Raw genomic sequence first — 6664 nt, 5'->3', positions numbered from 1 at the left:
GCGCCCCGGCCTTTATTTTGAGTACCCCTGCATGTCGTCCGCCGTGTCGTGGCGGATGCCCCACCAGGGCAAGTAGGCATGGTTTTCGCCGCGCGCGCGGAACCACGGCTTGTCGTGGGCGATGGGGCGCACCGTTGCCGGTGGCGTGACCAGCACGCCCGTGACGCTGTCAGGATCACTGGTGCCCGCCACCAGCACGGACTGGCCGACGTGGTTGGCATGGGCGATGCCCAGGGCGACATTGGTCAGCGCCGTGCCGGCGCCCATCTCGCCCAGCAGGGCCGGCGTATTGAAGGTCTGCGGCAGGAAGTCGAAGCCCGGCACTTCCAGGCTCAAGGCATGCGCCAGCTGGCGCAGCCGGTCGGAGGAGGCGGGCAAGGTTTTGTTGGCGTCGTGGATGACGTAGCCGATGTCTTCTTCCGTCTTGCCGCCCAGGCGCGCCGCCTCGGCGAACGCCGCCTGCCACGCCTGCACGGCGCGCGGCGGCTTGTCCTTGGCCAGCGCAAAATCGGCCACGCTTTTCGTGGCCGGATAGCCTATCCACGCCAGCGCCGCCCGTTCCGTCTTGTAGCCGGGGCCGGCCAGCACGAGCAGCACCAGGTTTTCATTGATCTGCATGGGTTTCGGCCGGCTCGGCGCGTCCCAGTTCATGACCCACACGGTTTTCTGCGGATGCGTTTCCAGGTAGGCCAGCGCGGCTTTCAGGGAGACGAAGCCCGCATTGTTGCCGCCCAGGGTGATGCGCACGTCGGGCGGGGTGGCGCGGGTCCAGAGGGTGGGGAAATTGGTATTGCCGATGCTGAAGGTATCGGTGATGGTTTGCTGCGTGAATTGGTGTACTTCTGCCAGATCGAATTTCCCTTCAGGCAGGGCATATTCCACGCGGATGCCTGCCAGTTCACGCCAGTTCTGTTTTTTATCCTTGGGATAGACATGGTAGAAGTAGGTGGGGCTGGAATAGTAAATGTCGTGAAAATTGGTCATCAGCTCGCGCAGATACTTATGGTGATAGCCCTTGAACGTTTCCCTGCCATTGATATCGTGGGCAATGGGGGCGACGGCCTGCAGGGTGCTGAAACCCCTGGGATCCGTCCTGACCATATCGTCATTCTTGTTGGGTTTGGCCAGGCCGAGCGTCCAGAGCAACTGCCACTCGGTCGGATAGTCGAGCCGCTGCAGCGGATTGAGCCACTGCAGGCCCACCACTTGTGCCCGGAAGGGAACGTGGGCCGTGATTGTTGGGAGATCGTCTTCTTTCTGCGCAGGTTTCACGGCACAGGCCGTCAATAGCGCAAACATGGAGAAAGCGGCGAGCATGGGCAGCGCGAGGAACTGTTTCATGAATTCTCCAAGTGAATGGGCGTACTGGTGACCGGCATATTCCGGCCAGATGGACCAAAGTGCCAGGAAAATGACGAAGAGAAATGTGGTGAGCGCCCAGACCAGTCGCTGGCGCGGCGTGGCAATGAACTTACGCACCGTCAGTCCTCAGTGCAAAGTTGGTGGAAGGGTCGGCAGGCCTGGCATTCTGGCGCTCGTCAACGATGCTTTTTGGTTTTCTGGCAGGGCTGTCTTTGTCATTTGCCCATGTAAATAAAGATACATTTTTAAATGTGCCATTGTCGTAGTATTCAAAGAACTCTCCAGACTCGAAAGATGCGCCTTTCAACAGGCTCCAATCCGCCGCAACCCTTAATTCCTGCAGTTCCTCCCGCCTGATCGTGCACACCCCCACCGCCACGTCATACGCCAGCGCCTTTTCCGCATGCTCGGGATTGGTCATGATGGTCGAGTGATCGGTGGCGTGGGTGTCGATATTGGCGGCCAGGTAGCTCTGGATTTCGTTCTTGCGCCAGGCATTGAATTCCTTGCTAGCCTCCTCCGGCTCGTCCACCGCCGTCACAGTCTTGCCTTTTTCGACCCAGCCGTCGCGCCTGGCCTGCATGCGCAGCATGCCATTCTGTTCGTAGCGCAGCGCCGCCTCGGTCTGCGCATCGCCCTTGCCCTGGGATCGGTAAGGCGCATACGCATCGTCGGCTTCGGCGGCGCGGTCCTTGTGCAGGGAGTCGGCGGGGGCATCGCAGTCTTCGTCAAATTGTTCGCTCGTGTCGGCATAGCGCTTCGAGCGCGGCAGGAAGGGCTCGGGCAGCTTGGGCGCCTTCATCGGCAGCCGCCAGGTCTTGGGCGGCAGGGCGTTGATGCGCGTGCCGGCAGTCTTGGCGAGAATGATGACGATGGGCGCAAACAGAAAGGTCAGTATCTTGCGGCCGATGCCTTTGCTGGCCCGCATGCCCTTTTCGATCGAGTACTCGGCGACCAGCGAGCGCGGGTGCCAGAAATCGAGGCTGTCCGGCGTCAAGGGCTGGCCATTGGGCTGCCAGATATTGTAGTCCTTCTCATCTTCCTGGCCGACAAGGTGATTTTGCGCAAACACGCGCTGGGTGAAGATCCCTTCGCCGCCCGTATCGGCAATTTCCTGTGCCGACATGCCGCGCCAGCCTATGCCCTGCACGGGCGTGGCGGAAATCACCTGGTCGTGCGGATTGAAATACAAGGTAACCCGGCCATAGGTGGAGCCATGCAAACCGTAGTCTGCGCGGTCGAACGCGGCCGTATAGCTGTCCTTGCGTGCAGGCTTGCGATTGGCGCTGTACTCGTCGACAAAGGCGGCATCCTGCTGCATGGCCGGACGGGTGCGCAAGATATTGAAAAACGCTTTCAAGGTTTGCGTGCGCGCCTCATACTTTTGCCGGCCCGTGTTGCCATGCTCATCCTTCAGATGGCCGCTGACCCAGTTTTCCGTGAAGTTGCTGTCGAGAAGGCTGTAGGGCGGGTTGCACAGCACGTAACTGTCGGCCACGGCGGAAGCGCCCAGCGTTTCGCCGAGAAAGGCGGCCGCCATGGCCACCATATTGCCCTGGCTATGGCAGACGATGGTGACGGGCGCGTCGTGCTGGCAAGCGCGTATCGACTGTACGAGATGTGCCAGGCGCCAGGCGGCGAACACGAAGTACGGGCGCGGCGGGCAGGCATACACTTGCCGGTCATTCGTCGGGTTCATGTGCTGGATATGCATCCACAGGAACAGCTCCTCCGACAAGCCCTGGTTCCACAGGTCAGGCAGGGCGCTGCAGCCGTTGGCGAACGGCCCGCCGCCCCAGTAATTCTTTTCGTTCAGATAGATGCCGTCGCCGAATGCCTGCAATTCCTCGCCGTTGGCCTTGTAGCCCCAGCGAAAGCGGATCACGGGCGAATTGGCGTCGTCCGCCTGCAGGAAGGTGGTGGCGTTGCGCTTGGGATTGAGGAAGCCGTCATCCGTCAATTCGCGCGCGTAAGTAGCGGCCTGCATCTTTCCGGCGGCCGGGCCCGGGATCGCCATATCCTCGTCGCGGCGCTTCAGACGGGCATTCAGCCCGGCGCACAGGCCTTGCTCCGCTTGCTCATACCATTCGCCATCGGAATTGACGCCATGCACGAAGATGACGATGCCGGGGCGCGGCAGGCGCGTGACGGCCTGGAGCAGCGCGTGGCTGAACAAGGCCGTGCCTTCGGCTTCGGCCAGCAGCAGGCAATTCGTATCGAGCGTAGGGTCGGGCGACATGCGGGCGCTCCGTCAGCGTTAAGCAGGAAAAAGCGGCGCCAAAGTGAATTCAGGCAATCTGCACTGTATGCGGATTGCCTGAGGTGGAACTTGCGTGGTGTCAAGAAAGGAGGGGAGGCGGGCGGGCAGTGCCCGCAGGGATCAGATCGCGTTCAGCGGTATTTTAAGGTAGCGCACGCCGTTGTCTTCCGGCTCGGGCAGCTTGCCCGCGTTGATGTTGACCTGGATGGCGGGCAGGATCAGGGTCGGCATGTCGAGGGTGGCGTCGCGGCCCGTGCGCATGGCTACGAATTGCTCTTCCGTGATGCCGTCGCGCAAGTGGATGTTGCTGGCGCGCTGTTCGGCCACCGTCACTTCCCAGCGCGGGGCGCGGCCGTTGGGCGGGTAGTCGTGGCACATGAACAGCCGCGTTTGCGGCGGCAGGGCCAGCAGGCGCCGCACGGAGCGGTATAGCAGGGAAGCGGAGCCGCCGGGGAAGTCGCAGCGGGCCGAACCCACGTCCGGCATGAACAGGGTGTCGCCGACAAACACGGCGTCGCCGATCTGGTACGCCAGGTCGGCCGGCGTGTGGCCCGGCACGTGCAGCGCGCGCACTTCAAGCTTGCCGATATGAAACACCTGGTCGGGCGCGAACAGCTGGTCGAACTGCGAGCCGTCGGCTTTGGCGCCGTCCTGGTGGTAGACGGCGGCGAAGGCCTGCTGCACCGTCTGGATGGCGGCGCCGATGGCCACGTCGCCGCCCAGCTGCTGCTGCAGGTAGGGCGCGGCGGACAAGTGGTCGGCGTGCGCGTGGGTTTCCAGCAGCCAGCGGCACTGCAAGCCGTGTTCGCGCACGAAGGCGATCACCTTGTCGGCCGAGGCGGTCGAGGTGCGCCCCGCCTTGGGGTCGTAGTCGAGCACGGAATCGATGATGGCGCAGTCCCGGCCATCGGCCTCGTAGACAACATAGGTGACGGTGGCGGTGGTCGGGTCGAAGAAGGCTTGGATTTGTGGAGTCATCGCGGCGGCAAGGGACGGGCAAGGGAATGGCATTATATCGCCAGAGTTCGCTAAAAAAATGCTGCAAATTGACATTTGACATGCGAAAAACAGATAAGCCCCCGTCGCAGCCGTGCGCATGCTCGCGCTTGCAGCATGGTAACCTCATTCTTCCAAGGAGGAATTCATGAACGATATCACTGCACGCAGCGAACAGTACCGCGGTTTTACGATTTCCGTGACCCCGCAAAAGGACAATGACGATTTATGGGATTTTACCTACCGCCTGCAGCGCGAGGGTGAGCCGGAAGCGCAGGCCATCACGCGCAGCCGCACCCTGGGCGGCTACGCGGCGCCCGAGACCGCTTGCACGGCGGGCCTGGAAGTGGCCAGGACGGAAGTGGATAATCTGCTGCGTCCTTGAGACAGCGTAAATCGTTTAGCCCGAAAGTCGGCCTGACAGCGCGCCGACGCGTGAAACACGTCGCTAGCGGTCCCGCTTCATGCTACGATTTCCAGTATTGAGTCAGTCACCAAGGAGGCACCCCATGGATAGCAGTTCTAAAATTCACTATAAAGGCTGGGAAATCGTTCCCCTGGCCGTGCCCACCACCGATGGCAAATGGTCGGCCAGTTGCGACATCGAACGCGCCACGGCGGAAGGCCTGGAAGTATTCGAAGGCTCGACCATGCAGTTCGTGCGCGACGACGAGGAGGGCGCCATTGCCGCCGCCTGCGAAGAAGCCGTGCGCCAGATCGACAACATCATCGCCAATCCGCTGGTGCGGCTGGCGTAGACCCTGCATTTCCAGCAAACCTGCAGCCGGCGCCCGCCGGCTGTTTTTTTATGCGCGCGCCCGGCGTCCCGCCTGCCCGGTGGCAGCCCGGCACGTTTCATGTTTCAATTTTTCAAATGGAATGATTGAAACATATTTGAAACATCGTTGACCTGCATCGTGACATCGCTGTTCCCTGGCGTGGCAGCGCCTGCAGCGCCGCTGCGTGCCCATTTCACCCGGTTTTCACTGTGCCGTGGCGAATTTTTCCGCGCGGACGCATGGTGCTGGCACGGCATTTGCAATACTGATGCTCATAGCCACTCCGTGAAACATTCGGGACCATCCGAAACCCATAAGGTGAACACATGACTCAATACTCCGCAGGTGCCGCATTCCGCAAGGCCGTCCAGGAAGAATCCCCGTTGCAAGTCGTCGGCGCCATCAACGCCAACCACGCCTTGCTGGCCAAGCGCGCCGGCTATAAAGCCATCTACCTGTCCGGCGGCGGCGTCGCGGCCGGCTCGCTGGGCTTGCCCGACCTGGGCATTTCCAGCCTGGACGACGTGCTGACCGATATCCGCCGCATCACCGACGTGTGCGACCTGCCGCTGCTGGTCGACGCCGACACGGGCTTCGGTTCCTCCGCCTTCAACGTGGCGCGCACGGTGAAATCGATGATCAAGTTCGGCGCCGCCGGCCTGCACATCGAAGACCAGGTGGGCGCCAAGCGCTGCGGCCACCGTCCGGGCAAGGAAATCGTCAGCAAGGAAGAGATGGTCGACCGCATCAAGGCGGCCGTCGATGCGCGCACGGACCCGAATTTCGTCATCATGGCGCGCACCGATGCGCTGGCCGTCGATGGCCTGGACGCGGCACTGGAGCGTGCCGTCGCCTGCGTCGAAGCGGGCGCCGACATGATCTTCCCGGAAGCCATCACGGACCTGGACATGTACGCCACCTTCGCCAAGGCCGTCAACGTGCCGATCCTGGCCAATATCACGGAATTCGGTGCCACGCCGCTGTTCACCCTGGACGAGCTGCGCAGCGCCCATGTGGGCCTGGCCCTGTACCCGCTGTCGGCCTTCCGCGCCATGAACAAGGCGGCGGAAAACGTCTACCGGGCGCTGCGCCGCGACGGCACGCAAAAGAATGTCGTCGACACCATGCAGACGCGCATGGAACTGTATGAATCGATCAACTATCATGATTTTGAGCAGAAACTGGACGCGCTGTTCGCCGCGCAAAAGAAATAAGCAGAAATAAGCAAGAAGCAGGGACCGCATGCCGGTCCCGCAGTGACGCACCC

General features: G+C 61.9%; 6 protein-coding genes. 3 read left to right on the top strand and 3 right to left on the bottom strand.

The annotated features are described in order from the left end of the window. Nucleotides 1-12: 12 nt before the first annotated feature. The 3 genes from AC0V2Y_RS14610 to AC0V2Y_RS14600 all read right to left on the bottom strand — a co-directional run bounded on the left by AC0V2Y_RS14610 (nt 13) and on the right by AC0V2Y_RS14600 (nt 4600). Nucleotides 13-1341, bottom strand: coding sequence for a hypothetical protein (locus AC0V2Y_RS14610; RefSeq protein WP_475417652.1), 1329 nt, complete (start codon nt 1339-1341; stop codon nt 13-15). A 130-nt stretch (nt 1342-1471) separates the two neighbouring features. Continuing rightward, entirely contained in the window at nt 1472-3601 is a 2130-nt protein-coding gene (locus tag AC0V2Y_RS14605) for a T6SS effector phospholipase Tle3 domain-containing protein (RefSeq protein WP_475417653.1), read from the bottom strand. A 141-nt stretch (nt 3602-3742) separates the two neighbouring features. Further along, nucleotides 3743-4600, bottom strand: a complete 858-nt coding sequence (locus tag AC0V2Y_RS14600) for an MBL fold metallo-hydrolase (RefSeq protein WP_475417654.1) — start codon at nt 4598-4600, stop codon at nt 3743-3745. 166 nt (nt 4601-4766) lie between these two features. Here AC0V2Y_RS14600 and AC0V2Y_RS14595 point away from each other — a divergent pair, with 166 nt between their 5' ends. The 3 genes from AC0V2Y_RS14595 (at nt 4767) to prpB (ending at nt 6611) form a co-directional block, all read left to right on the top strand. Continuing rightward, entirely contained in the window at nt 4767-5003 is a 237-nt protein-coding gene (locus tag AC0V2Y_RS14595) for a hypothetical protein (protein ID WP_070257673.1), read from the top strand. Between the two features lie 124 nt (nt 5004-5127). Further along, the gene (locus AC0V2Y_RS14590) at nt 5128-5376 is read left to right on the top strand and encodes a hypothetical protein (RefSeq protein ID WP_034783948.1); all 249 of its coding nucleotides are present in this window, start codon (nt 5128-5130) and stop codon (nt 5374-5376) included. Between the two features lie 347 nt (nt 5377-5723). Beyond that, complete coding sequence (gene prpB, locus AC0V2Y_RS14585) at nt 5724-6611, top strand: methylisocitrate lyase (protein WP_475417655.1); 888 nt, start codon at nt 5724-5726, stop codon at nt 6609-6611. Nucleotides 6612-6664 lie beyond the last annotated feature (53 nt).

It is taken from the genome of Janthinobacterium sp. BHSEK (assembly GCF_056174685.1).
The sequence above is the reverse complement of the archived record's forward strand: the minus strand, read 5'-3'. Positions and strand labels throughout refer to the sequence as shown.

What these genes read in the sequence shown, in the direction of transcription:
- AC0V2Y_RS14590 (WP_034783948.1), top strand. Translation starts at nt 5,128, where the DNA reads ATGGATAGCAGTTCTAAAATTCACTATAAAGGCTGGGAAATCGTTCCC.
- AC0V2Y_RS14610 (WP_475417652.1), bottom strand. Translation starts at nt 1,341, where the DNA reads ATGAAACAGTTCCTCGCGCTGCCCATGCTCGCCGCTTTCTCCATGTTT.
- AC0V2Y_RS14605 (WP_475417653.1), bottom strand. Translation starts at nt 3,601, where the DNA reads ATGTCGCCCGACCCTACGCTCGATACGAATTGCCTGCTGCTGGCCGAA.
- AC0V2Y_RS14600 (WP_475417654.1), bottom strand. Translation starts at nt 4,600, where the DNA reads ATGACTCCACAAATCCAAGCCTTCTTCGACCCGACCACCGCCACCGTC.
- AC0V2Y_RS14595 (WP_070257673.1), top strand. Translation starts at nt 4,767, where the DNA reads ATGAACGATATCACTGCACGCAGCGAACAGTACCGCGGTTTTACGATT.
- prpB (WP_475417655.1), top strand. Translation starts at nt 5,724, where the DNA reads ATGACTCAATACTCCGCAGGTGCCGCATTCCGCAAGGCCGTCCAGGAA.